Here is a 24,531-nt window from a genome sequence, read left to right as displayed (position 1 = left end):
GCTCTATTCCGGTTTTATCCTTGAAAATGCTACGATATTTGCATCCTCGTTTACTTCAGAATCTTCTATGATGGTAAATCCTTCAACCCATACATTATTATTTATTTTCGAATTCTTTATAACAGTATTCGGCCCGATTACTACATCATCGCCTATTACAGTACTGCCAAGTATGTAAGAATCCGGATAGATTATCGTGTCTTTACCGATAATTACATCGCTCTCAATATAAACATTCCTGTCAAACAATGTTACACCTCTTTGCATATGCTTGTCGAGCATCCTGTCCCGCATGGTCATATTCGCATCAAGAAGTTCTTTTTTGCTGTTAATGCCAAGAACTTCAGTTGACTCATTATGATGACAACCCTTTATATTCAGACCTTTCTTTTTTGCAACCTTGCAAATATCGGTAAGATAGTACTCGCCCTTCTTGTTGTTCGGTTCAATCAGTTTGAGAAGCTGGAAGCGCTCCTCAGGAATAATGCAAATCCCCGTATTTATCTCCCTTATCTCCTTCTCTTCAGGAGTGGCATCGGCATCTTCGACAATATCCAGAATTTCGTCGTCTTTCATAATCATCCGTCCATATCCTTGCGGATTATCGACTTGGGTGGTTAAAAAGGCAATACAGTTGAATTTCATATAAAACGAGAGAAAATCGTTCAATGTAGAGCTTTCAATCAACGGTACATCTCCGTAAAGAACAAGAACATCTCCGCTGTTTATGAATTTTTCGGCAGTAAGGAGCGCATGCGCCGTTCCTTTTTGTTCAGTCTGAACAGATACATCAACATTGCGGCTTTCCAGATATGCCTCTACTTTTTCCCTGCCAAAACCTGTCACAACAACAATTTCGGATGGGGAAAGTTCTTTTGCTCTTTCCACTACGTGGCCTATCATGGGTCTACCCATAACATCATGCATGACTTTCGGCCCTTTCGATAACATCCTTTCGCCTCTGCCTGCTGCAAGTATTACGATATTAAGCTTTTTCATTGCTTACCACCTTTTTCCCGAATAATCTCGATATAAGGATACTAAATTCATAGAGCCCGCACAAGGGAATTGCCATCAATATCTGACTCGTAACATCCGGTGGAGTAACAACAGCGCTTAAAATAAATATCCCGAGGATAGCATACCGTCTCTTTGAAGAAAGAAATTTATGGTTTATTATGCCTGCCTTCGACAAGTAATATACAACAAGGGGAAGCTCAAATATAAGCCCGAATATTACAAGCATTCGTAAAGTAAGGCTCATATATTCCTTCAGGTCGGGCATCGGTATGATAAATTCGCCGGCATAGCTTACAAAAAACTTGTATATAATCGGCATTACCGCATAATAACAGAATAATGCACCACATAAAAAACAGGTGCTGCCAAAAAAAATAAAGGGGAAGAGATACTTTTTTTCTTTTTCGTAGAGGCCTGGGGATACAAACATCCAGAATTCATATAGTATGACCGGGGCTGTTATAAAAATAGCTGCAACAAAAGAAACTTTAACATATGTAATAAATGCTTCTGTTACATATGTGAATATGAAGGAACTTTTTTCCGGCATTACCCTGATGAAGGGCTGCATGAGAAAATCAAAAATTTTTTCTTTAAAATAAAAGGTGAAAATAAATGCTATGCCAAGAGCAAAAACACAGACGATGATCCTGTCACGTAATTCTTTCAAATGTGAAATAAAAGGCTGTTTTTCTTCTAACCGGGTTTTATCTGCCATCCCTTCTAACCCATTAAGTATGATGCGTGATGGGTTTTTCTTTATTCATTGATGCTTCATCTTGTAGCGTATGCTGTACAGCGCTATTTATATCGGTCTTTTCTTCAGTTTTAGCATCTTTTTGTAAATAAAGTTCCCCCTTATTAGCTTCTTCTTTTGATGGTTCCTCTTTTAAAATCTCTTCATCTATCGTTTCTTTTACCTCATCTGCCATACGCCTGAATTCTTGAAGTGCCTTGCCCAGTGATTTTGCGAGCTCGGGAAGTTTTGTGGGACCCACTACAAGAAGGGCTACAATCATGATTACTATAAATTCCGGTAAGCCTATGCCAAACATTGAAGATAAAATATCATAAAAGTATTGAAAGTTTAAAGAAAATAACGGTTGATTCCCATCTGCCATCTTTATCCTTGACTTTATTTGTCCTTTATTGTTCTATTTATACTAAATTAAACTTGCATTTGCTTTGAACCAACGCCACTTTACAACAGAGGTTCTTAATGAAAAAAATCAACATTATAGGAACAGGCTCATATGTTCCCGAACATATTATGACAAATAATGATTTTGAGAAGTTCCTGGACACGTCCGATGAATGGATATTTACAAGGACAGGCATAAAAGAAAGAAGGATTGCAAAAGAAAACGAAGCTGTATCCGATTTGTGCAAGATTGCCTGTGAAAGGGCAATGGATATGGCTGGAGTAAAACCGGACGATATTGATTTGATTATCCTTGGCACTATAACGCCGGATACACATTGCCCGGCAGGAGCAAACTGGCTGGAAGCCAAACTGGGTTGTAAAAATGCCGTATCTTTTGACATAACGGCTGCATGTTCGGGTTTTATTTTTGCCTTGCATGTGGCAGAGATGCTTATCAAGGCAGGTACAAACAAAACCGCCCTTGTAGTTGCCGGTGAGATTATGAGCAGGGTTGTAAACTGGAAGGAAAGAGAAAGCTGTATACTCTGGGGTGACGGAGCAGGTGCAGCAGTCATAACAGAATCGGCATCAGGCGCTAAAATCCTTTCAACACACATCCATACAGACGGGTCAAGCGGAGACACTTTATTAATGCCGGGTGGCGGCTCAATGACTACCCCTATATCCCACGAGAGTGTTGATAAAGGTCTTCATTTTTTAAGGATGATTGAGGCAAATAAATCTTTCAAAGTGGCTGTCGGAAGATTTGCTGAAGCTTGCGAGGAAGCCGTTGAAACAAATGGTTATACAATTGATGACGTTGATTTAATAATACCTCATCAAGCAAATATCCGGATTCTCCAGGGCATGGCAAAAAAATTAAAGGTACCGATGGATAAGGTATATATGACTATCCAGAAATACGGGAATATTTCGTCCGCTACCGTGCCGATAGCGCTTGATGAAGCTGCAAGAAGCGGCGCAATCGTGAAGGACAATCTTGTCCTTCTTGCAGCATTTGGTGGCGGTCTCACATGGGGCAGCAGCCTTATTAAGTGGTAAAAACAGTTTTGAGTTTTTAGTGCTAAGTTATATGTTCTAATCTTTAAAATATCTTTAACTCATCACTCAAAACTCATAATTCAACACTGATTTAATCGGAGGGATGGCTGAGTGGCCGAAAGCGGCGGTCTTGAAAACCGTTGGACGTTTACGCGTCCCGTGGGTTCGAATCCTACTCCCTCCGCCAATTATATTATTATTTATCAACGTGTTATTGATATTACCTCATGTAATACATATTAATAAGCTAATAAAATATTGTAATATAAGGAGTTATTATATTTATTAAAAATCAGAAGTCAAGTTTTTTCAATTCACCTTTAAATCGTTCTTTAAACTTTTTCAGTACTTTATTTTCTATCTGCCTTACCCTTTCGCGTGATATATCGAATTTAGTGCCAATATCCTGTAAAGTTAGAGGCTCATCATTCATAATACGGTTATCAAAAATGTAAATTTCTTTACTGTTTAAGGTTTTTTTAAATTCAGCCACTTTTTTTGATAAAATTTCACTTTTTTCTTTATCCGAAACAATTTCCTCTACGTCGCTGCCCGACCCTATCAAATCCATAATAGTATCGTCGCTCTCGTCATTAAGGGGAGTTTCGAGGGAAATATCCGAATAAAATAACCTTTTTTGCATATCCTCTACTTCTTCCTCTTTCACATCAAGGGTGCTTGCTAAAAGCTGGGGGGCAGGAAAAATGCCAATAGCTTCGAGCTTCTGCTTCTCCTTATTCAGCCTGTAAAAGAGCTTCCTCTGGCTCTGAGTAGTACCAATTTTTACAAGACTCCATGAATCCATGATATATTTCAATATGTATGCTCGTATCCAGAAGGAAGCATATGTTGAAAATTTTGTGCCCTTATAGGGGTTGTATTTCTTCACTGCATGAAGAAGCCCTACGTTCCCCTCCTGAATAAGATCGAGAATATTGAGATAGGTATTATAATATTCAAGGGAAATCTTTACAACAAGCTTAAGGTTGGAGACAACAAGCTTTTGTGCTGCCTCTCTGTCCTTGTCTGTATATATCTTTACGGCAATTTCCAATTCATCGTCTCTCGATAAAACAGGATATTTTGATACCTCTGCAAGATACTTTTTGAGAGGGTCGTAGGGTATGGCAAGACCTTTTTCCACTACTTCTTCTAAGACATCTTTGTTTTCGTCAATCAAGATTTTGTCTGTCAAACCCTAATGATCTCCCCTTATCTTAATAAGCTCAGCAACTATACTGACGGCAATCTCCTGAGGCGTTTCGGCGCTGATGGCAAGACCGATAGGCGCATGTACCCTCTCTATTGCTTCTTCGCTGAAACCTGATTCCCTCATAAAGTCAAAAACAATCCTGACCTTTCTTCTGCTGCCGATCATCCCTGTATATCTCAAAGGTCTTTTTAACACTTCAGCAAGGACATCCGCATCATATTTATGCCCTCTTGTAACGATGGCGACAAATTCCTGTCCGGTAAATTTCAATTTTTCGAAGACTGTATGAAAATCTTCCACAACAATCTCATCTGCCTCGGGAAACCTTTCCCTGTTTGCAAATTCCTCCCTGTCGTCAATCACTACAACATAGAAATCTACAATTTTCGCGATCTTAGATATGAATTGCGAAACATGTCCTGCACCAAAAATGTACAGCAAAGAAAAAACCTTTAAGGGTTCAACAACAAACCCGTCAATGACCGCCGGTTGGTTTCCCTGAATATATCCATAGAATCTTTGTATCTCTTTATCTTCCAGGAAATCACCGGTTATTACGGCACCCTGCTCAATGAGAGTCTTGCGGATAATATTCCCTTCAAATCCTGTAACAACAACACCCTTCCCGCCTTTCTGCAAGAGGCTACCGATTTTCCTGTAAAGCTCGATATATTTTTCATTCACAGGCTCCAGAAGGATATCAACGTCCCCTCCGCAAAGCATTCCGTCTTCTGCAATTGCATTTGAATTCATCCTGACATGGAGAATTTTTAATTCCCCGGTTTCCATTATACGCATTGCTTCATTGCACGCATCAAATTCAAGACGACCGCCACCTACAGTACCGAAACATTTTCCGTCATCGCCTACAAACATCTTGGCTCCGATATCTCTCGGGGCCGATCCGGCTCTGTATATTACAGTCGCCAGTACACCTTTTTGCCTGTTTTTAATATACTGTTCAATTGCCTCGTATAAATCCATATCAACCTCATCTATCGGCTGGAAACCGTAAACCTGGGGACAAAATACTTTACTCTACAAGTTATGCGAAAAAAAAGTGCATAATCCCCTCAAGTACGCCGCCGCCTATTGCCCTTGCCTTTTCAGTTATAATAAAGCAGTGTTCTTTTGTTGCTTTTGGGTCAATATCCCCTATCTTTTCGTTTGCCTTCACATAGATCTCACGTATCAGTCCCCTCAGCAAACCATCGAATGGAGCCTGCACAGGTGTATCATTGACAAACATCACTGTCTCACCCTTTTTTGCATAGTCCCCTAATGTCTTGACATGCTTTATCAGACCCTCGTGAGGCGATCTTAATACCCTTTCAGTCGTATAACCCATGACAGGGCCAGGTGTCCCTGTATGCGGCTCTGCTGCACCGCTGTAGAAAACCCTTCCGAGGTTATGTCCTCTGTTGCTTTCAACTACGACATGTACATCCTGCGGGGCTGAAAAACCGGGACCTACCCCAATAACCAGTGGCGCTTCATCTTTCTTTGTCCCAATATTCCGTTTTGCCATTATTGCATCAATGACAACATCCGGTTTCATTTCTTCGACAATTTTCCATTCAGGGTCAATTATTACCGCTATTTTCCCATCTTTCCAGATTTTCGCAATCTCGTCCGCACTCATCGCCAGACCTGCCGTAACTCCTTCAACCGCCCATTCCTTTTCATAGATTACTTCGGAAAAAGCAACGGTTCTCCTCACGGTAAGAGGTTTCGGTATCTCTGTCATGACAATCTGTTTCAGATTGGCCATAAAAAGTCTGCAGGCAATTCCCGTTGCCATCTCACCTGCACCCTTAATTACAACCTTTAAATTCGATATTCTGTTATTCATTATGGTCCTTTCCCGAAAAAACATGCAGGGTAATGGCAGACATCACAGTGCAGACAAAGGCCGCCATACGAAAGCTTCGCCACATCGTTCTTATGCATCTTCTCTCCTGCCATAATCCTTGGGAGAATAATATCAAGCACAGTATATTTGCTGTAATACACACATGCAGGCGCGCCAAGAATATACTTCCCGTTTATACGGGCGACAAGGAACATGGCCCCGGGAAAAACGGGCGTACCGTAAAACAATACTTCAGCCCCTGTTGATTCAATCCCTTCCCTTGTCACATCGTCAGGGTCTACAGAGAGACCTCCTGTCGTTATAACAATCTCGGCCCCTGACTGAAAAAGTGCATTAATGGCGCAGCCGATAACTTCAACATCGTCCGGGACAAGCGTCTTACCGATAATATCCAACCCGTAACTTCTGATTTTCTCTTCAACAACATAAGAACCGTCCTGTATCCTGCCGCTGAAAACCTCGCTGCCTGTAATAACAAGACCAACTTTAAAGTATTTGAGAGGGCTTATTGAAATAATGCCCTTCTCCCCTACCCTCTCCACCCTTCTCAGCGTCTTCTCGCTCGTGTAAAGAGGGATAATCCTTGTCGCTGCCACAACATCCCCTTCTTTCACCGGGTGTCTGTTCGGGACTGTACTCAAAAGCACATCAGTAATCCTGTTTACCTCATAGAGATGCTTGTCATTCACATAAAAAAGGCCATTCACCTTGCTTATTATATTTACCTTTCCTTCCTTCGGAGGGACTGGTTCCATGTTGCTGTCCATTATGGACTGCGCAATTCTCTTGGCTGCCTCATCCTCATGGATACCTTTTTCGCCTTTATCAAAAATGAATATATGCCTTTTACCAAGGTCTAAAAGCCTTTCCACATCATCTTTTTCGATAATCCTGCCTCTTTTAAAGGCCACATCCTTTTTCTTTCCGGGGATAATCTCGGTAATATCATGAGCAAGCATTAAACCGAGTGCATCTTCCACATTAACCTTTTTCAATTCTGTATCCTCTTTCCTTTAAGAGATTTATTGTTTCAACAGTATCTATGTCAAAAACACTTCCCTCATCACCCTTTATAAGTACCACATCTTCCATATGTTTATCTATGATTTCCCTCAAGCCTCTGTCCCCTGTTAATACCTTCATTTCCTCAAGGTAAAGCTTGATTTTCATCATTACAGGATGTCCCTTTTTGTTTTTATATTCAGGAATAAGCATACGGACACCGTCTCTCAAATACATGTCCAGCATACTGCTTATTGTTTCCCTTTTTATAAAAGGCTTGTCGCCAAGATGAAAAAAGACGCTATCAGCGTCCTCGATAAATGGAAGCGCAGCTTTTACTGATGAGGACATACCATCCCTGTAATAAGGATTGTTCACAAGAACAACGGGCATAGAACGGGATAGAAAAAAGTCTTCAAGGTCTTTTTTAATTTCAAGGCTTTCAGGATTTGTAACAACAAATATCTTTTCAATACCTTCTACGCAGAAGGACTCAACGGCCCTGGTGATTACCGACTGACCGTCTATTTTTACTGTAAGCTTATTAAAACCAAGCCTGCTTGAGGTGCCGGCAGCTAATATTACCGTATATATTTTTTGCATGTTCTGCCATGAACCAACAGCTACCAGCTTGAAAACATACCAAAACAATTATTAATAATTTGGTGAAAATTGACGGCTGAAAGCTGCCTGTCTGTTATAGGTTTTTTAATAGTGCTTTATTAAGGTCGTTGATCAGCACCCTTACATCAATCCCATGGATCTCGGCCCCTTGCTCTATGTTCTCGAAAAGAGCAGCCTGGCACCCGATACAACCAAGTCCATGCTGTTCAAACACCCTGATTGTCTCAGGATACTTTTTTACAACATCGTCAATAGACATATTTTTCTCAATCATTTTAATACTCCTTACAATTAATGGGGCTTGCGCCTGTCCTCCGCAGCGTTAGCGGAGGTGGGTCGCCCCCTCCACCAGCGAAGCTGTCGGAGCCACCCCTTCTCGCTCACTGTGTGAGCTATTTCCATATATCACAATTTAACATGCTCATCTTCATATACTGTCCATAACTTTTCACGATAACCTTTATAATACCTTATATCAGAAAACATCTGCTGAAAAGATATGTATATACGTATCTTTGGATTTCCAGGCATCCTTTTGAAGACCTGCTTTATAACACGTATGCTCAAGAAAGGTCATCCTGTCCCAGTTATGTTCTGTAGCTACCTGGGGGAGCAGAAGCCCCGAATGATATCCTTTTTGGATATATAAACCATGTATGCCAACTTCTATCTCTGCTGTATCTTCTATCTTCTTCATCGGGGTTAAGACAGAAATTTCTATATCGATATCCTTCCATTCTTTTAAATCAACAGGGTCAAACCTCGGATCATGAAATGCTGCCTGTATTGCTGCTTCTCTAACAGTATCACAGATCGGCAACGTAGCATGTATGTATCCAATACATCCTCTTAAATCGCCTTTCTTTTTAATTGTAACAAATGCGCCGCCTTTTTCCTTTAATCTTTCCGAGATATGTGCGGCCTCGCCCTGCTTCCCGAATAAAACAGCTTCTATTGCATTTCTCGCAAGCCTTTTAAGGTCTGCCTTTTCTTCTTCAGAAATACTCAATTAAGACTGCTCCTTATTTTCAAAAGGCTTATAGAATACGCCGGATACATAACCTACAACCCCGCTTTTATCACCGGATACATCCCCTGAATTTGCATATTTTAAAACCCTTGAACCCGTTGCACCGCACCTTTCAGCCACCGTCATAGTTGTAATCATGGTACCGAAGCCGCATGCTTCGCATTTATTCCGATTAAAATCCTCTGCCAGACCTTTTATATCAAATTTTTCAAGATGTTCCACAATAATATTATCAATGTTTACTGCCTTGTCATATGAATAATAGTGGGAAAGGTCAGAACTTCCTACTATTAAGACCCGCTTGCCGCTCTTTTTTATGACTTCATAAAGGCATCGGGACAATTCCTCGCAAATCGACAAATCCTGTGTTCCCATTACAAGTGGAACAAGCATGAATGATTTGAGAACAACCTGCAGAAAGGGAAGATGTACTTCAAGGGAATGCTCACCTGTGTGTGCTTTTAGATTGATATTGACTGCACTACCCTCTTTTAAAATTTCCTCAGATATGTCCTCGTCTATGTCTACTATTCCAAGGGGAGTTCTGTAACCGCCCTTATTCTGTATTGCAACCCCTTCAAAATGCGCCCTATGACTCGGTGCTATTACAATTACAATATCATACGCCTTGTCAAGTAAGGACTTATAACCGTAAGCAGCCACCGGACCGGAATAAGCATACCCTGCATGGGGAGAAATCATGCCGACAACATCTCCCTCAACAGCATCAAAGGTTGCATTTTCTAAGTATTTTGCTATATCATGTCTAAGAACTTCCGGATTGCCCGGATAGAACATACCGCTCACTGCCGGTTCTCTGATATATCCCATATTGCTAATTATATCACATTTTTACTTGGTGTAAACAAGCTAAAGTTGTTATAATAATTGCGAAGCCTGTAAACAGGGCCGGGATGCTTCCGGCAAAAAAAGTGTGCCGGATCAAAGCAATCATTGCGGAAATTGATATTACGGCAAAGAAATATTTATAAAGGGGTGTGACAAACCATGGAAATACGTTTAGACAATATTAATACAATGCTTTTTGATTATGAAGGAACCTTGGTCGACTTTCAATGGCAACTTTCCAAGGCAGTTGAAGAGACCCTAAAAATGCTCTGGGATATAGGTTTCGCTAAAAACCAGATTCTCAGCAGAAGATATTCCACCCTGTTGTCAGAGGCCATGCAGATGGCGGTTGAAATAGGATTACAGCCGGATCAGGTTCGGGAGAAGATCGGCTGCGTCTATGACCGATACGATGAGGATGCTCTGACGCGTTGGGCACTGCGACCTGGCGCAAAGGATTTCCTTCATGCGATCAAGGCAAAGGGGGTCCATACCGGCCTTGTAAGCAACGTAGGGGGCAAGACCCTCATAAAGGCTTTGTCGAAACTTGGTCTGGAAGGATTTTTCGATATTACCCTGAGCCGTAATGATGTCCTGAATCTCAAACCCAATCCCGATGGGTTAAACATGGCCATAGAACGTTTGGGAGCAAAGAAGGATACCAGCATTTTCATGGGCGACAGCCTGGACGATGTCAATGCTGCAAGAAATGCAGGTCTTCGGGTTATAATCATTACAGAAGGAGAAAATATAAAGGAAGATATTCTGGCGGCAAAGCCGGATTATGTGATTAAAGGCTATGATGAGCTTCTTCGCGCCGTGTGATAGTTAATGTCTATGGTTGACGGTGGAGCCATTCCCAAACTGCATCATACTTTTTAAGGTAAATCTGTGTTTCTGCAGGCACGCCTGAACACCAGTTTCCTCTGTATCTGTCTATAGCCCCTTTTGTCCTTCCGGCACCACAGTTATATGCAGAGGCAAGGAACCTCCCCAAAGCATGTGGGTCATTCATAATTTGATCTTTTCTTCCATTGTTAAGCGCACGCATGTCGGCATCAAAAAGTAGAAAAGAGGCCTTTGCAGCATTTTCATGATCTTCCATGCCATGAATAAAATCATTTTCCAGACCTGCGCGGGGATACAGGCGTGCAATTCTCTTGTATGTATCGGGGATAAACTGAAAGAGTCCTCTTGCTCCAGCCTTTGACGCCGAGTAACGGTAAGCGCTCTGCTTGTTTGTCCCCATTATTACAAGCGTTTCATGGATAAGCCTTTCCGTTGTATATCTTCCGCTTTCGAATTTTTGTGGGTCTATATGTTCAATAATTGCCAGCGTAAGGGAGACATCATCTGCAATAAACTCGTTGCCAGACAAAGGTCTCACACCTCTTTCGATGAGATTGTTCTTCGCCTTGCTAAGGACGTTTTTCAAATAATCCAGGCCTGCTTTTCTCACATCAGGGATATCAAGACTTTCAGAATAAGGGGTATAAACAACTTCTTTGAAGGTTGTGCCATGGCGTACCGGTCTTTTAAGGGCCAGCACTATATGATGTTCCGGATATACGATGGTAAATTTCGTATTGACGCCATTTGATTTGCCCGGTTCGATAACAACACCTTCCGATCTGGCACCGAACTTTGGATGAATCCTGACAACCTGGATGTCTCTGTTTTTCAGGTTCTCAATAGCAAGGAGAATAGTAAAATCACCTAATTCGTTGCTTCTATCTTTTCTGACCTTTGTTATTGTTTTCCCCTTTTTTCCTTTAAGCCTCTTTTTTGGTTTTTTTCCTTTTATCGGTTTTTTTACTTTCTCAGTTTTTGTCATTTTTACAACCTTAAAACCGCAGGTCATATTTTCAAGCATTTCTTTTGCTCTGGATATATCGGCAAAGATATTAAAATTGATGATTTCGCGCAACTCCGATGGGGATTCAAATTCAATAGAATCTTCTATATTTACTTCTTCAACCTCATCTTCATCACTTTCAATCACATTTGCAGCAGATGGAAAAAAAGAAAAAAAGATAAGACAACTTGATATGAAGAGATATAAAAATATTGGTAAATAGATTTTTTTTGCCGGTGATTTCAAGATAATCTTCCTTTAAATCAATTTATGCATATAATCTTTGCAGGAAACTAATAATATAAATCCCTCTTTTTTGCAACCTTATTTTCATTGACACACCTTGATTGACGTGGCAATATGAATATTAATGTTTATTTACTTCATTCCAATTGTAATAGAAACTTTTCCGAATTAAAGGGGGAAGGGATTGTGAAACTGAAAATAGCTGTTTTAACAGGTGGAGGAGATTGCCCCGGCCTGAATGGTGCAGTCAAATGGGTAACAAAAAGTGCCCTTGATCCAAAACTCGTTGAGAAGCGATCAGTTTCTTTTGACGTTATCGGTATCACTAACGGTTGGAAGGGACTGGTAGAGGTTGATCCCGATGATCCTAAAAGCTGCGAACGACACCTTAAACATCTTGACGAAGAGACTGTTCGAACATGGGACCGGTATGGGGGAACAAATCTCGGCACCTCGCGCACAAACCCCTTTAATCCAAAAAATGATAATTCTGAAAAGGTAATAGATAATATTAAAAAACTCGGGATAGACGCGGTTGTTGCAATCGGCGGAGAAGATACGCTTGGAGTAGCCTATAAATTGTACAAAGCAGGCATCAAGACAATAGGCATACCCAAGACCATTGACAACGATCTTACAGGAACCGACTATTCCCTCGGTTTTGATACTGCTGTTAATGTGATTATGGAGGAAATAGACCGGCTGAGAACCACAGCAGGTTCTCACGGCCGTATTTTTGTTGTTGAAACAATGGGACGTCATGCAGGATGGCTCGCTTTGCATGGAGGCGAATGCAGTGGTGCATATATTATTTTAATACCGGAACATCTTTTTGATATGAACCGGGTATGTGAACTTCTCAGTGAACGAAGAGGACGGGAAATAAACTATTCAATTATTGTCGTTTCCGAAGGCGCATCGCCTTCAGGGGAGCATGAATTTCTTAGAGATGGCAAGATAGATGAATTCGGACACCCCTCGCTTGGAGGCATAGCAAATTATGTTTCCGATGAAATAGAAAAAAAGACAGGATTCGTATCACGCCCAATCGCCTTAAGTTACTTACAGCGCGGAGGAACGCCCTCGTCACATGATCGTTTAATGGCAAGGCGGTTTGGCATTGCCGCTGTCGATATGTTAATCAACGAGGATTTCGGACGCATGGTAAGCCTTTTACGGGGCCAAATTACAAGCGTTCCCATGAAAGAGATTATCAACAAACTGAAGCTTGTTGATGTTGATAAATTTTATGATATTGAAAGATATAACGGACGCAGATCGATGATACTGTAAATATATTTTAAGGACTTTGGCAGCCGCTAAAAGCATAATAGATCAAAATTCCTTGCCGATTTACTTCATGTTCAAATTATTGTAGATTTAAAGACATAAAAAAGGAGAAAATTACATAGTGCGGTTTAAAATCGTCAGTCTTGGTTGTCCGAAGAACCTCGTCGAATCGGAATATATTACAGCAAGTCTTGAAAAAAGAGGGGATATACTTTCGGATCAGTGCGATACGGTCATTATCAATACCTGTGCATTTATTACAGATGCAGCAAAGGAATCCATTGAAACAATCCTTGAAGAAACTATTAACCGTGAGGGCAAGAAGAAAAGGCTGGTAGTGACAGGCTGTCTTGTCGAGCGTTACGGGGAAAAATTACGGGAATTGCTTCCGGAAGTAGACCTTTTTGTAGGCAGGAACTTCTATGATGAAATCGGGACGCTGATAGATAAGAAAGGATTCTTTCAGCGGCAGGGTAATTTTTCAGAGAGTTTTCCAAGGAAAGTTCTAACAGCCAAACCTACAGCATACTTGAAAATTCAGGAAGGTTGCGACAACAGGTGCAGTTATTGCACTGTGCCAAATATACGGGGAGGTTTGCGAAGCAGAAGCATGGGAAGCATCAGGGAGGAACTTGAATGGCTTCTGGCAGAAGGCTTCAAGGAAATAAACATAATCGGGCAGGATATTACCTCCTACGGGAAATATGACGGCCTGAATCTCCGTAGGTTGCTGTCTTACCTGCTTAAGATAAAGGGGGATTACTTTCTAAGACTCCTTTATATGCATCCCAAAGGAATAAATAAAGATTTAATAGACCTCATAGGCAATGAAGACAGGATTATCAAATATATGGATATACCCATCCAGCATTCGGAAGACAACATCCTCAACCTCATGGGCAGGGGCTATGATAAACGATACCTTGCAAGGCTCTTTGGAAATATAAGAGAGGATATCCCTGATGCCTTATTGAGAACTACTGTGATTGTTGGCTTTCCGGGAGAAACACAGGATGAGTTTTCAAATCTCTGTGATTTTATAAAAACATGGGAGTTCGATATGCTCGGCGCCTTTATGTATTCTAAGGAAGAAGGCACAGTGGCTTCAAAATTGAAAGGACACATCAAAAAAGGGGTTAAACAGGAAAGACACAATACAATCATTGCCTTGCAAAAGGATATTTCAAAGGAAAGGCTGAGAAGTCTTATCGGAAAAAATATGAAGGTAATCGTCGAGGGAAAAGAAGGGGGATATATGGCAGGAAGGCTCCTGACCCAGGCGCCTGACATAGATGGCATGGTTTTTATTAAGGGGACATGCAATATCGGGGAGATAAGAGAAGGTAAAATAGTGAAAACCCTCGATTATGATGTTATAGTAGAGGTGTAAAGCCCGCCAACGGCAGGAACAAGAATAAGGGGTCAAATCTTTATTCTTGACATTAATGTTGTAAGCATTGTGTATATGTCAAGAATAAAGATTTGACCCCTGTAACAGGAGAATATAGATGGAACCGATTAATGAGTTAGTTGCCGTCAGAAAAGAAAAAGAAAAGGCCTTCAGGGATGCCGGTATAGAAACATATCCTCAGGATAACGGTCCCTACATTACCGCAGAGGACATTGAGAGAAAGTTCGGGGAGATTTCACATGACGATCTTGAAAAGATTGAAGAACATGTCCGTGTTGCAGGCAGGGTCATGGCCTTCAGGGATTTCGGCAAGAGCAGTTTTATCCATATCCAGGACAGAAAGGGGAAAATCCAGGCATATGTGAGAAAAGATATGCTCAAGTCCCCGGATTACGGCATTTTTAAAAAATTTGATATATGCGATATTGTCGGCATTGAAGGCAGGGTATTCAGGACCAAGACCGGAGAGCTGACAATCCTCGCAGAAAATATAAAGCTTCTCACGAAGTCTCTCCGCCCATTGCCTGAAAAATGGCATGGCCTGAAGGATGTGGAAGAGCGATACAGGAAGAGGTACCTGGACCTTATCGTCAATGAGCGGGCAAAGGACGTTTTCACAAAAAGGGCAAAAATAATTGAATTTATAAGAAACTATTTCATAAAGAAGGATTTTGTTGAAGTGGAAACACCTATGATGCATGTCATTGCAGGAGGCGCAGTAGCTAAGCCCTTTATTACCCACCATAATGCACTCAATATGGAACTCTATCTCAGGGTTGCCCCGGAATTGTATTTAAAAAGACTTGTCGTAGGCGGGTTTGAACGGGTTTTTGAGATAAACAGGAATTTCAGGAATGAGGGCATCTCTGTCCGACATAACCCGGAGTTCACCATGCTCGAATTTTATCAGGCATACGCCAACTATGAAGACCTGATGGCCTTTACAGAAGATATGGTATCGTCTCTGGTGTATGAACTTCTCGGGAGTTACAAGGTTATGTATAGCGGCCAGGAAATAGATTTTACGCCGCCCTGGAGAAAAATGACCATGGAGGAGGCCTTGCGGGACCTGGGAGGATTTGATCTTGCCCGTTTGGGCGATATAGGATGGCTCGCCTCCTATGCAAAAGAACTGGAAATAGACGGGGCTGAAAAGGAGACAAAGGGGAAGCTTATTACAAAGATTTTTGAAGAGCTCTGTGAGAAACAGTTGATTCAACCGACCTTTATCACCCGCTATCCTGTTGAGGTATCGCCGCTGGCAAAGAGGAACAAAGAAAACCCCGATCTTACCGAGAGGTTTGAGATGTATATCAGCGGGATGGAGATAGCCAACGGGTTCAACGAGTTGAATGACCCCGTAGACCAGAGGGCGCGCTTTGAAGAACAAATCAGGGAAAAAGAGGAAGGCGCAATGATGGACGAGGACTATATAACAGCCCTTGAATATGGTCTGCCGCCTACAGCAGGCGAAGGCATCGGGATTGACAGGCTTACCATGATCCTTACGGATTCACCTTCGATCAGGGAAGTAATTTTCTTCCCATTGCTGAAACCGTGAGAGGCCGCGGTATATTGATGCTATTCACTATTCACTATTTGCTATTCACTGAACTGTCATGACCTACGAAACTTCAATAGGCTTACGCTACCTGCGTTCCAAAAGAAAAGAGGCCTTTATATCCTTCACCACCTGGATTTCCGTTGTCGGTATTGCAATCGGCGTTTTGGCCTTAATTATTGTAATTGCCGTTATGACAGGATTCCAGAATGAGATCAGGGAGCGCATACTCGGTATAAATCCGCATATCCTCGTAATGAGCATTGATAGGGATATACAGGAACCGGCGAAACTTGTAAACACTATCAAAGAGGTAGACGGGGTCACTCAAGCCTTTCCTTTTGTTTCATTCCAGGCCATGGTTCAAAGCGGCAGGCAGTTGTCGGGCGTCCTTGTTAAGGGCTTGAATGCCGAAGATGTAAAGTTCATGGGAAATCTGCTAAAAGAAGGCAATATAAGCGCCCTTAACAAACAAGGAAGTGTCCTCATAGGCAAAGAGCTGGCAAAACATATGGGGTTACTATCAGGAGATACATTCGCAGTTATGATTCCTTTTGGCGGAGTCTCGCCTATGGGCGCCACCCCTGAGACGGTGAGAGTCAAGGTAGGGGGAATATTCGAGACCGGTATGTATGAGATTGACAATACCCTGATTATTATGCCGTTGAAGGATGTGGAGAATATTATCGGTGCAGGTGTAACAGGCATAGAGGTAAAGTTGAAGGATGTATACCGTGCAAACGAGATCAGAAAAGAGATAGGGAAACGAATCGGGTTCGGATACTTCGGCAGGACATGGATCGAGATGAACAAAAACCTCTTTTCAGCGCTGAAACTCGAAAAGATTGCCATGTTTATCATACTTGCCCTGGTTATTTTAGTGGCAAGTTTCAATATAATCAGCTCCCTCGTTATGACGGTTAAGGAAAAGAAAAAGGATATAGCAATCCTGAAGGCCATGGGAGCAAAAAAAAGAAGCATCATGAAGATATTTATGATAGAGGGCATTGCCATAGGCGTTGTCGGCGCCCTGATCGGCTCCTTCAGCGGCTATATGTTATGTGAGATTCAAAGGAGATTCCAGATCATTAAATTAGCGCCGGATGTTTATTATATAACCACACTGCCTATGATGATAAGTATTCTCGATGTTATTCTCATTGCATCAACAACCATGATTATTTGTACCCTTTCAACATTGTACCCCTCATACAAGGCATCAAAGATCGATCCCGTGGAGGCTCTGAGATATGAATGAGCCTATCATGACCGTATCAGGACTGAAAAAAAGATTCGACAAGAACGGTGTGGAGGTCAACGTCCTTAAGGGTATCGACCTTAAAATACATCAGAGGGATTTTATTACAATCATGGGGCCTTCAGGGGCAGGAAAAAGCACGTTCCTCCATATACTCGGCACACTGGACGCACCCACTGAAGGCGAGATACATTTCAGGGGTCAGAATGTCCGTGGTTTCACCGAAGATGAGTCAAGCATATTCAGGAATGAAAAGGTAGGTTTTGTATTTCAATTCTATCATCTGTTGCAGGATTTCAATGTCATTGAAAATATTATGATCCCTCTCATGATACGCCGGATAAACGAGGCTGAAGCATTAAAGAAGGCAGAAGCATTTCTTGAGATTATGGGTCTCACAGACAGAAGAAACCACCGGCCAGGTGAGTTGTCAGGCGGTGAGCAGCAAAGAGTTGCCATTGCAAGGGCCCTTGTGAATGAACCGGAGATAATCCTTGCAGACGAACCCACAGGCAATCTCGACAGGAAAACAGGCCGCGAGGTGCTTGATTATATCCTCTCAGTGAATGAAAGGCTTTCATCTACCCTTATTCTCGTCACCCATGATCCTGAAATAGGCTCCATCGGAAAAAGAAAGTTTAATATGGTTGATGGAGAACTCTTTCTGCTCTGATTATTCCAGTTCCAAACAAAAGCGCTATCATCGTTGGCTTCGTCATCGGATGGCGCTGAAACTACAACCTTTCCCTGTTTTTTTGAATTATATTTAATGGGCTCGTAATAAGTCGATATTTCCCTTTTCGTCATTCCGGACTTGATCCGGAATCCAGTGAATTCAATTAGTTCTGGATTCCCACTTTCGTGGGAATGACAAAACGACAGAAATACGACTTTTTACGAGTTCATCAAGATTGTCTTACTTCTTTTTCTCCCACTGCCCGTTGTCATTCTGTATCCACCAGTTGGGCTGAGACTTGATTCGCCAGCTATTTGCAAATATTTTCTGAATTTCCGGCATTGATTGGGCGCTGAGTTTGTTCGCCTTCATGACCTCAGTGTAAAGCATCATACGGTTATTATTTTCCTGTTCTACAAGTCTTGTAATATCGGCCTTGTCTTTCAGGCCGAGGTTGTCTGTATTTCTTATTTCAATAAGTCCCGATTTGTTTTCCCCGACATTGCCCTGTTCATAGAAGGGTTTAACCAGATGGAATCTTTCCCTTATTGCATGTTTCATTTCCCTTATTGCGGGGGTTGACACAATAATATTTACTGTTTGGGCTTGCACCTCTTTTGGACCAACACTGAATCTCAGTTCGTTAAGAAACCAGCTTTGTGAACCCGGTTTCTTATCGGGTTTCTGCTGATCCTTTGTACCGCGCACTTCATCAACAATTTCATCAGCAGCTTTTTGAACGGCAGCGGCAGGGAAATAGATATTTACGGTAACACAGGCAGACAGAAGCGCAATGCCTATAAATGTGAGACTTTTAATCCTTTTTATCATAATATAATCCTCCTCTTGATTGTTAATATACTTTTCAGTTTGTACTCACCGGTGAAACCGAAACCTTTCCACCACGTTTGAACACTCTGCTGACCCTCTCCTGCATATCCTTGAAGCTTACCATATTTTCAGGATCACGGTTGATTACATCTATACCCCTGAAGAAACCCCGGCGTATGAGATATTCATTGCCGGATTCAATGATTTTACCCCTTATATGAAAGTTGTCATTCTCAAGATCACATCGTATACCCATTTGTCTGTATGGATATTCTTTAAAAAACCGGTTTATGCCGCTTCGTAATATAATACCGACAACATCTGAACCTGTGCCAATGATAGAGATGTTTTCTATGGCATCTACACTGACCTTTTGATCTATGCCACTCTTTTTGACAGAATCCACTTCAAAAGCAAAGCGGGCAGGTTGTCCATATTCGATCTCCAGGCCTTTTACAAAACCTTTGATAATCCCTGTAACCCTGCCGATTTTAATAGCATCGGTAATACTCCCGAGATTTATATTGTTGAAATATATATTACCGCCAATCTTTCTTGATGACAAAAAGAGGTCTTTTGCATACATGTCGGATATCTCTATCTCCCCTCCGAAGATATTTACGAGAGTTTTCCCTTCTGTTGCCCATTTCCTGTCCTGATATTTAATCATAGGAAAACTGGCTTCCATATTGCCGGGGAGATGAATGCCCGTCAATTTCTGAAGAAATGAACTTATGTCTATGTTTTTAACCGTTGAAGTCAGGGAAAGTCGTCCGGACGGCAAATGAATATTGTCTGCCTTACATTGCAAAATATTAATCTGTCCCTTAAAAAACGGTATATTTACGGCTTCAGAAAGCCATATGCTGTTTTCTGAAACTGTTAAGGGGATATTCAGGTCTGTAAGGTTCATTATTCCTTTTTTAAATGTTCCTATATTTATAAAACCGGCTTCATTTTTATCTTTTAAAGATGTTTCCCTAAAAGGGTAAGAAAGATTAAGGGGAATCGCCATATTTATGTTGTTGAGCAGCAAAGCGCTGTCCTCGACTATCAAGGATGCATTGTTCATCCTCACGCCGCCTTTTATATGCAAGGTTTCCCCCGCACCTTCAGCATTGATATCTGCGTCAATATTGCCCGCTGCCTGAAGACCTTTAAAAAAAGGGATGTTTTGATTGAGATATTCATACAGAAAAAAAGATGCAATCCTGTTGCCGGAAATCTTTTTCGCGCTCAGGGAAAAAGACCATTTATCCTTATCAAGATGACCCTTACAGGCGTATTCCCCTGTTTCAAAGAGATTGAGGGGGCCATAAAAATGTAAATGCTCATTTTTATCCACAAAAATATTTATTGTTGTCGAGAACTTTGCCGGTTCTTTTGTCAGGTCTTTGTAATATGTTCCCCACAGATATTCGCCCGAGGAAAGTTCTGATGAAAGGACGGCATCCGCTTTTTTATCCTCTGAGGGAAGCTTGAATTTTAAAATCATCTTCCCTTCTATCCCCTGCCCTGCTTTTGTACCGTCTTCCGAACTGAACCCGCCTTTCAGGAATTCAAGTGTTGCCTCTCCTGAAAACCCCGGTTTCTCGCCGGACATATTGCCCTGAACCCCGGCTCTAATAGCTCCCTTGCCCTGAATGGACCATTTCTTATCGCCTAATTTCTCAAAAAATGGCTTAAATAAAGAAAAGAGCCTGGCGAAATCGATATTAGGCGCTTCAACGCTTGCCTTCCATGGAAAAACACCCTTCAGCACGGTTTCGTAAGCACCCTGAAAAATTCCAAGCCCCGGTATTTCACCTTGAACCTGTCCGGCGTGCAGCGTTCCGGACTCAAGATTATATATTATATCTGCCCTGACTGTTGATGTTTTTATCGTAGAGTGATTATTGTTTCCCTGTAACATTAAGGTGTCTGCAAAGAGGGTTGCTTTTGAAAATGTGATTCTGTCTTTTTCAAGGTTAAGGGCAAATTTCAGGGCAGCATTCTTGAAGGCCGTCGCCTTTAGTGTGCCGGAATCTATATAAATTTCCAGAAAGCCTGTCCCTATGGGCTTTGGCATAAGACCGGTCAGTTTGATATATCCCTTGCACCGGCCATGTCCTTTAATATCAGTGTTTTCCGGGTGGGTAACGTCAAGGAGCGCTTCAAAAGTAAGTGCACCCCCTTTTTCCGGAGAAAAATTATTCACCTGGAGATCAATATTTTTAAACGTTATTTCATAAAGCGAAGAGTTAAAAGAAAGTTTAAATTCACCTTTTTGAACAATAAGTATATCAACGGGAGGGATTTTTTTAATAAAAGAGCGGTCGGTTTTTTTATCACCACCCAGCCGCAATTGCAGTTTTGGTTCCTTTAAAATAAGTTTTTCGACTTCGCCTTTAAAAACACTACCCGGCTTGCTTTCGATATCAAGGCGACGGCTTGAAAAAACTATCCGGTTATCCTTTGATTCTCTAACCTCTAATTCCGATATGCCGGCATTTACGAAATGCGTTAACGAAAGGCTTGCAAAACTTATTTTGTACCCGCAAAGATATTCTGCAAAACTGCTTAATTTATGAGAAATAAAGGCAGCCCGGATTAAAAAGGCTGTGCTTATCGATAACAATAACAATAGCGATATGGCTATAAGATAAGGTCTTTTCTTCACACCCTGTCCTTTTGTGCAATTATAGCACAGAACGCAAGAGATGGGTTTATTGGGTAGTCATCTGTTTCAGCACCTGTTCGAGTTTCTTGAGCTGTTCCCCGTAACCTGCCCAGTCGCCCTGCTTCTGAAGTTCTCTGGCTTTTTCGAAATATTTCATGGCTTCTCTTGAAAGTTCATTGACAGAAGCTTTTTTCTGCGGCGAAGATGCTGCTGTTGCCCCTGCCCCTGTTGACGCTGCAACAGGTGCACCTTTTCTGCCCCCGAAAAGCCGCTGGAGGCATAATTCAAGGTTGTCATCCATAACCACATCATTCTCGTATGCCACAATCACGCGCCGCAGTTCCGGAAGACCTCCCTTATCCTCTGCCGCAAGATACAGCGGCTGGACATACATGAGCGATGTTTCAACCGGTATAATAAGGAGGCTCCCCCGGATGACCTGTGAACCGCGCTGTCCCCAGAGGGTTAGCTGCTGGGAAATGAAGGAATCCTGATCTATTCGAGCATCAATCTGCCTCGGCCCGAAAACAAGCCTGTCCCTTGGAAAGGTGTAAACAATCAGTTTCCCGTAATAAGGCTCATCACATCTTGCCGCAAACCATGCAGCCAGATTGTCTCTTTTTGAAGGCGTATACGGCATCAGCAGTGCATATTCCTCTTTCTTTTCCTCCGGGAGTTTCATAATCAGGTAGTAAGGCTCCATGGGTTTTTCGGCGCGGGAGGGTATTTCCCACAGGTCTTCCTTATTGTAAAAGACCTTCGGGTCCTCCATGTGATAGGTTCCATATATATGCGTCTGGATGGCAAAAAATTCTCTCGGATACCTTATATGCGCCTTCAGGTCTGCCGGCATCATGGACATGGGTTTTAAAAGCCCCGGAAAAATAGCGTTGTAGACATTAATAATTGCATCTTCGGCATCGCTCAGGTAGAAGTTTACCTTTCCGGTATAAGCATCCACCGTTATCTTTACAGAGTTCCGCATATAATTTATATGATTCTTGAGACGTTTTGAATAAGGCAGCATGGCGGATACTGTATATGCATCCATGATCCAGTAGAGTTTTCCTTCCTTTGAAACTACAATATATGGATCTGAATCAAGCTTGAGAAAAGGAGCGATCTTACGAACCCTTTCCACAATATTCCTGTTATAAAGGATCTTGCTTTCATTCTTTATGTCAGAGGAGAGGACGATTTTAGCGGTTCGGAATGATAATGCAAATAATGCGCGCTTCAACAGAGAGTCAAGAGGGACGCCACCTCCGCCTTTGTACGAGGTGTATATGTTCCCTTCCGAGGTGGGGTAGCTGAATTCGGGAATCTTTGTATTCACGATTGCATAGTCGCCGGTGAGTTCGCCAAAATATATCTCCGGCGTTGTTATCTTTATGTCAGAGCTGGAAACAGGCGGAATATCCTTTATAATGAACTCCGGCAGCCCCTCCCGTGTAATACGGCTTACCGGCCCCATGGTAATGCCATTGCCGTGTGTAAAGACAAATTTTTCATTAATCCAGGATTTACTCGGAAGATCGTCATAAGACAATTCCCTTGCCGACAGCATGACCTGTCTGTATTCACCGTCTATGGTATAGCGGTCATTATCGATATTCGTAAACCGGTAGTATGTTCTTATCTGCTGTAACTGACTGTAAGTCTTGAGCAGCGGTGATTCGTCCCACAGTCGGATGTTCTTTATGGTGGCGGAATTTTTCTGAACATCCTTTTCGGTTAGGCCGTATGAAACGTTAAAGGGCCTGACAGACACATTTTTAAGATTGTATCCGTACTTTGTAAAGGCAATATGATGTTCTATAAATGGTTTCTCAACGTCAAGTTCGTTCGGGGCAACCTTAAAATTCTGGATCAGTGCCGGATAGACAACGATACCAACGATATAAACCAGCAATACCAGGGCAAGGGGGTAGAGGGTAATCTTCCACGACACCCTCGTAAATGCAGTAATAAAGGCAAAACCGGCAATGATTGTAAGCAATGAGAGCAAGCCAAGAACAAAAAGCCTCGCATTCACATCGGTGTAGCCTGCGCCCACAATCACCCCATGTGCCGAATAGAGCAACTCAAAGCGGTCGAGATAGAAACCGGAGGCAATCTTGAAAAGGAATAATCCGGCAAGGATGCCGATGTGCCTTTTTGCTTCTTTTGAAAGGGATATGCCTGCGCTGCTTGCAAGAAAGCCGCCTCTCACTGCATAGGCTGCGATAACAAGAATGAGCGTGATAAAAATAATGAAACCCGCATAGGCGGTGAGTAATTCATAAAAAGGGAGTTTGAAAAGATAAAAGCCTACATCCTTACCCAGGATGGGGTCTTTCATGCCTGTATCTATGCTGTTAAGAAAAATAAGCGTCTGAGACCAGAAGCTGCTCCCCCATGTCCCTCCGAGAAAACCTATAATTGCTGCAACAAGAACACTGAAAGGCTTTGAAAATCTGTTCAGCATATCCAGGTTCAGGGAAATACCCATTTGTTGCGATAAGGCAATATTGACGGAAGGAAATTGCATCCGGCTCACCAAGAGCATGTTGACAAGGACAACGATGAAGGATATTAAACCGAAAATAAGACCTGTAAAAATCTCGGTGGAAAATGTTTTCAGAAATACATTCCCATAGGCCACCTCTTCAAAAAACAGCCAGTCAACATAAAAGTTTGTTATTCTTGATGCTGCCAACGCAATTATAACCACCGCTCCAATCAGGAGCATCCTGGTTGTTTTTCCTCTCATTCTCTACCTCCCTGAGTAGTGTTTACCGAATATAATATATTTTTGTAAGCAGTATATCTGATTCTAACCTGCCGGTTTGTTATTTTGATAATTTTCCCAACATCTTCTGGTATTTGCTTTCATTTAATCTTAACCATTTTATCATAAATGTTCCGGAAGGGGGAAAGAATAAACT

The 24,531-nt window shown here is 41.9% G+C and carries 22 protein-coding genes and 1 tRNA gene; 8 read left to right on the top strand and 15 right to left on the bottom strand.

The window, feature by feature from the left end; all coding sequences use genetic code 11:
• Positions 1 to 3: 3 nt before the first annotated feature.
• From NT178_11945 to tatB, 3 genes are read right to left on the bottom strand one after another with little or no spacing between them, the layout of a single operon-like run.
• Complete coding sequence (locus NT178_11945; protein MCX5813237.1) at positions 4 to 999, bottom strand: NTP transferase domain-containing protein; 996 nt, start codon at positions 997 to 999, stop codon at positions 4 to 6.
• Positions 986 to 1,738, bottom strand: coding sequence for a twin-arginine translocase subunit TatC (gene tatC, locus NT178_11940; GenBank protein ID MCX5813236.1), 753 nt, complete (start codon positions 1,736 to 1,738; stop codon positions 986 to 988). Before tatC ends, NT178_11945 begins: the two co-directional genes overlap by 14 nt.
• Before the next feature lie 13 nt (positions 1,739 to 1,751).
• Positions 1,752 to 2,075 (bottom strand): Sec-independent protein translocase protein TatB, encoded by a 324-nt coding sequence (gene tatB / locus NT178_11935; protein MCX5813235.1) that lies wholly within the window; start codon positions 2,073 to 2,075, stop codon positions 1,752 to 1,754.
• A 164-nt stretch (positions 2,076 to 2,239) separates the two neighbouring features.
• Here tatB and NT178_11930 point away from each other — a divergent pair, with 164 nt between their 5' ends.
• Positions 2,240 to 3,226 carry a ketoacyl-ACP synthase III gene (locus NT178_11930; protein ID MCX5813234.1) on the top strand — a complete coding sequence of 329 codons (987 nt, stop codon included), beginning with the start codon at positions 2,240 to 2,242 and terminating at the stop codon, positions 3,224 to 3,226.
• A 97-nt stretch (positions 3,227 to 3,323) separates the two neighbouring features.
• Positions 3,324 to 3,413, top strand: a tRNA-Ser gene (locus NT178_11925).
• Positions 3,414 to 3,518: 105 nt separating this feature from the next.
• Here NT178_11925 and NT178_11920 read toward each other — a convergent pair.
• The 8 genes from NT178_11920 to amrB form a co-directional block, all read right to left on the bottom strand.
• Positions 3,519 to 4,421, bottom strand: coding sequence for an RNA polymerase factor sigma-32 (locus NT178_11920; GenBank protein MCX5813233.1), 903 nt, complete (start codon positions 4,419 to 4,421; stop codon positions 3,519 to 3,521).
• A 3-nt stretch (positions 4,422 to 4,424) separates the two neighbouring features.
• Positions 4,425 to 5,423, bottom strand: a complete 999-nt coding sequence (locus tag NT178_11915) for an XdhC family protein (GenBank protein ID MCX5813232.1) — start codon at positions 5,421 to 5,423, stop codon at positions 4,425 to 4,427.
• Positions 5,424 to 5,484: 61 nt separating this feature from the next.
• Positions 5,485 to 6,291 (bottom strand): selenium-dependent molybdenum cofactor biosynthesis protein YqeB, encoded by an 807-nt coding sequence (gene yqeB, locus NT178_11910; GenBank protein ID MCX5813231.1) that lies wholly within the window; start codon positions 6,289 to 6,291, stop codon positions 5,485 to 5,487.
• On the bottom strand, positions 6,291 to 7,307 hold the full coding sequence (locus tag NT178_11905) for a molybdopterin-binding protein (protein MCX5813230.1): 1,017 nt from the start codon (positions 7,305 to 7,307) through the stop codon (positions 6,291 to 6,293). Before NT178_11905 ends, yqeB begins: the two co-directional genes overlap by 1 nt.
• Positions 7,294 to 7,917: a nucleotidyltransferase family protein gene (locus tag NT178_11900; GenBank protein MCX5813229.1), complete on the bottom strand. Its 624-nt coding sequence runs from the start codon at positions 7,915 to 7,917 to the stop codon at positions 7,294 to 7,296. The genes NT178_11905 and NT178_11900 overlap by 14 nt, the downstream gene beginning before the upstream one ends.
• A gap of 94 nt (positions 7,918 to 8,011) precedes the next feature.
• Entirely contained in the window at positions 8,012 to 8,212 is a 201-nt protein-coding gene (locus NT178_11895; GenBank protein ID MCX5813228.1) for a DUF1858 domain-containing protein, read from the bottom strand.
• Positions 8,213 to 8,413: 201 nt separating this feature from the next.
• Positions 8,414 to 8,947, bottom strand: a complete 534-nt coding sequence (gene amrA, locus NT178_11890; protein MCX5813227.1) for an AmmeMemoRadiSam system protein A — start codon at positions 8,945 to 8,947, stop codon at positions 8,414 to 8,416.
• Complete coding sequence (gene amrB / locus NT178_11885; protein ID MCX5813226.1) at positions 8,948 to 9,799, bottom strand: AmmeMemoRadiSam system protein B; 852 nt, start codon at positions 9,797 to 9,799, stop codon at positions 8,948 to 8,950.
• A gap of 177 nt (positions 9,800 to 9,976) precedes the next feature.
• Here amrB and NT178_11880 point away from each other — a divergent pair, with 177 nt between their 5' ends.
• Positions 9,977 to 10,642 carry an HAD-IA family hydrolase gene (locus tag NT178_11880; protein ID MCX5813225.1) on the top strand — a complete coding sequence of 222 codons (666 nt, stop codon included), beginning with the start codon at positions 9,977 to 9,979 and terminating at the stop codon, positions 10,640 to 10,642.
• A 10-nt stretch (positions 10,643 to 10,652) separates the two neighbouring features.
• On the opposite strand, the gene NT178_11875 is transcribed toward NT178_11880, so the two are convergent.
• The gene (locus tag NT178_11875) at positions 10,653 to 11,819 is read right to left on the bottom strand and encodes a transglycosylase SLT domain-containing protein (protein MCX5813224.1); all 1,167 of its coding nucleotides are present in this window, start codon (positions 11,817 to 11,819) and stop codon (positions 10,653 to 10,655) included.
• A gap of 285 nt (positions 11,820 to 12,104) precedes the next feature.
• Here NT178_11875 and NT178_11870 point away from each other — a divergent pair, with 285 nt between their 5' ends.
• From NT178_11870 to NT178_11850, 5 genes are all read left to right on the top strand, one after another.
• Positions 12,105 to 13,211, top strand: coding sequence for an ATP-dependent 6-phosphofructokinase (locus NT178_11870; GenBank protein ID MCX5813223.1), 1,107 nt, complete (start codon positions 12,105 to 12,107; stop codon positions 13,209 to 13,211).
• 118 nt (positions 13,212 to 13,329) lie between these two features.
• Positions 13,330 to 14,598, top strand: coding sequence for a 30S ribosomal protein S12 methylthiotransferase RimO (gene rimO / locus NT178_11865; protein ID MCX5813222.1), 1,269 nt, complete (start codon positions 13,330 to 13,332; stop codon positions 14,596 to 14,598).
• A gap of 118 nt (positions 14,599 to 14,716) precedes the next feature.
• Positions 14,717 to 16,180, top strand: coding sequence for a lysine--tRNA ligase (gene lysS, locus NT178_11860; GenBank protein MCX5813221.1), 1,464 nt, complete (start codon positions 14,717 to 14,719; stop codon positions 16,178 to 16,180).
• Positions 16,181 to 16,238: 58 nt separating this feature from the next.
• Positions 16,239 to 17,438 (top strand): lipoprotein-releasing ABC transporter permease subunit, encoded by a 1,200-nt coding sequence (locus NT178_11855; GenBank protein ID MCX5813220.1) that lies wholly within the window; start codon positions 16,239 to 16,241, stop codon positions 17,436 to 17,438.
• The gene (locus tag NT178_11850; GenBank protein MCX5813219.1) at positions 17,431 to 18,111 is read left to right on the top strand and encodes an ABC transporter ATP-binding protein; all 681 of its coding nucleotides are present in this window, start codon (positions 17,431 to 17,433) and stop codon (positions 18,109 to 18,111) included. Before NT178_11855 ends, NT178_11850 begins: the two co-directional genes overlap by 8 nt.
• 243 nt (positions 18,112 to 18,354) lie before the next feature.
• On the opposite strand, the gene NT178_11845 is transcribed toward NT178_11850, so the two are convergent.
• From NT178_11845 to NT178_11835, 3 genes are read right to left on the bottom strand one after another with little or no spacing between them, the layout of a single operon-like run.
• Positions 18,355 to 18,945, bottom strand: a complete 591-nt coding sequence (locus tag NT178_11845; protein MCX5813218.1) for a DUF1318 domain-containing protein — start codon at positions 18,943 to 18,945, stop codon at positions 18,355 to 18,357.
• A gap of 34 nt (positions 18,946 to 18,979) precedes the next feature.
• Positions 18,980 to 21,604: a hypothetical protein gene (locus tag NT178_11840; GenBank protein ID MCX5813217.1), complete on the bottom strand. Its 2,625-nt coding sequence runs from the start codon at positions 21,602 to 21,604 to the stop codon at positions 18,980 to 18,982.
• Between the two features lie 46 nt (positions 21,605 to 21,650).
• Positions 21,651 to 24,356: a UPF0182 family protein gene (locus NT178_11835; protein ID MCX5813216.1), complete on the bottom strand. Its 2,706-nt coding sequence runs from the start codon at positions 24,354 to 24,356 to the stop codon at positions 21,651 to 21,653.
• Positions 24,357 to 24,531: the final 175 nt, after the last annotated feature.

It is taken from the genome of Pseudomonadota bacterium, assembly GCA_026388255.1.
Lineage (GTDB): Bacteria > Desulfobacterota > Syntrophorhabdia > Syntrophorhabdales > Syntrophorhabdaceae > JAPLKB01.
Note: the sequence above shows the minus strand (reverse complement) of the source record. Positions and strands in the feature narration are given on the sequence as shown.